Source organism: Halomonas sp. TH-94 (assembly GCF_057473365.1).
The window spans coordinates 1-2,553 of the sequence record NZ_JBYCKL010000094.1 but is presented as its reverse complement, the minus strand read 5'-3'; the positions used below and the strand labels follow the sequence as shown (position 1 = coordinate 2,553).

The 2,553-nt window shown below is 60.0% G+C and carries 3 protein-coding genes; all 3 read left to right on the top strand.

Annotated elements, in window-relative coordinates:
* Window positions 1-361: diaminobutyrate acetyltransferase (gene ectA / locus AC2VNO_RS16735; protein ID WP_486935197.1), on the top strand; the 361-nt coding region annotated here is incomplete at its 5' end.
* An 81-nt stretch (window positions 362-442) separates the two neighbouring features.
* Window positions 443-1,708, top strand: a complete 1,266-nt coding sequence (ectB, locus tag AC2VNO_RS16730) for a diaminobutyrate--2-oxoglutarate transaminase (protein WP_486935196.1) — start codon at window positions 443-445, stop codon at window positions 1,706-1,708.
* 95 nt (window positions 1,709-1,803) lie between these two features.
* On the top strand, window positions 1,804-2,199 hold the full coding sequence (locus AC2VNO_RS16725; protein WP_228578761.1) for an ectoine synthase: 396 nt from the start codon (window positions 1,804-1,806) through the stop codon (window positions 2,197-2,199).
* Window positions 2,200-2,553 lie beyond the last annotated feature (354 nt).

Sequence of the window (2,553 nt, the reverse complement as noted above, 5' to 3'; positions counted from 1 at the left end):
TGCCGTTGCCACCAATGATGAGGGTGAAGTCGTCGGCTTCGTCTCCGGCTATGTAAAGAGCAATGCCCCGGACACCTATTTCCTCTGGCAGGTTGCCGTGGGAGAGAAGGCACGCGGTACCGGCCTGGCCAGGCGCCTGGTGGAAGCCGTGATGAGCCGTGCCGAGCTGGATGACGTGCATCACCTTGAAACCACCATTACGCCCGACAATCAGGCGTCCTGGGGGCTCTTTCGCCGTCTTGCGGATCGCTGGCACGCGCCGCTCAACAGCCGTGAATACTTCTCCACGGATCAACTCGGCGGTGAACACGACCCCGAAAACCTCGTGCGCATCGGCCCCTTCGATACGCGACGCATCTGATTCCCATCGCTTTCCGCTGGACGTCCGGTCTGCTCGGCCGTCCCAGCTCGTTACGCCTGATTATCCCGACAGGAGGTCACCATGCAGACCCAGACACTCGAACGTCTCGAATCCAATGTTCGTACCTACTCCCGCTCATTCCCGGTCGTCTTCACCAAGGCCAAGAACGCCCGCCTTACCGATGAGACCGGCCGCGAATACATCGATTTCCTGGCCGGTGCCGGCACGCTCAACTATGGTCATAACAACCCACACCTGAAGCAGGCCCTGCTGGACTACCTCGATAGCGACGGCATCGTGCACGGTCTCGATTTCTGGACCGCCGCCAAGCGCGACTATCTGGAAACTCTCGAGGAGCTTATCCTCAAACCGCGCGGCCTGGACTACAAGGTTCACCTTCCGGGGCCGACCGGCACCAATGCCGTCGAGGCCGCCATCCGCCTGGCTCGGGTGGCCCAAGGGCGTCACAACATCGTGACCTTCACAAATGGTTTTCACGGCGTGACCATGGGGGCGCTTGCCACCACCGGCAATCGCAAGTTTCGTGAGGCCACCGGCGGCATCCCGCTGCAGGGTAGCGCCTTCATGCCCTATGACGGCTACCTGGGCGAACACGCCGATAGCCTGGACTATTTCGAGAAGCTGCTGGGCGACAACTCCAGCGGCCTGGACCTGCCGGCGGCGGTCATCGTCGAGACCGTGCAGGGCGAAGGCGGTATCAATGTGGCCGGCATCGACTGGCTCAAGCGCCTGGAGCAGATCTGCCGGGATAACGGCATCCTGTTGATCGTCGACGACATTCAGGCCGGCTGCGGTCGTACCGGCAAGTTCTTCAGCTTCGAGCATGCCGGTATCACGCCCGACATCGTGACGAACTCCAAGTCGCTGTCCGGCTTTGGCTTGCCGTTCGCTCATGTTCTGATGCGGCCCGAGCTCGACAAGTGGAAACCGGGCCAATACAACGGCACGTTCCGCGGCTTCAATCTGGCCTTTGCCACGGCGGCTGCCGCGATGCGACAGTACTGGAAGGACGATACTTTCGAGCGGGATGTGCAGCGCAAGGGCAGGGTGGTGGAGGATCGCTTCCAGAAGATCGCCGCCTGGATAAGCGAGAAGGGAGTACCGGCCAGCGAGCGAGGTCGCGGCCTGATGCGCGGTATCGATATTGGCGACGGCGAACTTGCCGACAAGATCACCTCCAAGGCCTTCGAGAAGGGGCTGGTGATCGAAACCAGCGGCCAGGCCGGCGAAGTGATCAAGTGCCTGTGTCCGCTGACCATTCCTGACGAAGACCTGCTTGAGGGCCTGGACATCCTCGAGGCTAGCGTCAAGGAAGTTCTTGCCTGAGCGGAGCCACGGTTTTCCCGTGGCGGCAAGCGCGCTGAAATCGGCCGGCTGTGATGGCAGTCGGTCAGTCTATGGATTGTAGGGAGTGACATCTGATGATCGTTCGCAATCTCGAGGAAGCACGCAAGACGGATCGGCTGGTCAAGTCGGAAAGCGGCACCTGGGACAGTACACGCCTGGTGCTGGCCAATGATGGCGGCGGCTTTTCCTTCCACATTACGCGGATCTACGAAGGTACCGAAACGCACATCCACTACAAGCACCACTATGAATCGGTGTACTGCATAGAGGGTGAAGGTGAAGTCGAAACCTTGGCCGATGGCAAGATCTGGCCGATCAAACCCGGCGACATCTATGTTCTCGACCAGCATGACGAGCATCTGCTGCGCGCCCACAAGACCATGCATCTGGCCTGTGTCTTCACGCCGCCGATTACAGGCAAGGAAGTGCATCGCGAAGACGGGTCCTACGCACCGGCCGATGAAGGCTGATTCGACGCGACACGCATTACGGACCCCGGTGCTGGCCGGGGTCCGTTGTTTTTGGCGTATGACGCTGTGGCACATGACGAGTATGTAGCAGCTGCGGCCAGATGCCAGTCCATACCATTGGTTCGCATAATGTATATTATGTTAAATCAGCTTTTGGTCAGGACGTTGGACAAGCCCACCTTGAAATCCTTATCATCCCTCGTCATGCTCCGGCGCGATCGATGCAGGCGCCAAATATCTCGTTCACCCTTGCTGCGCTCAGTCCGTAGCCCCATCGGAGGCTGTCGAATCCATGCAACCCAGAACGCTATCCGCCCCCCTCGCCTGGTTGCTGGGCTCGTTGCTGATCAGCGG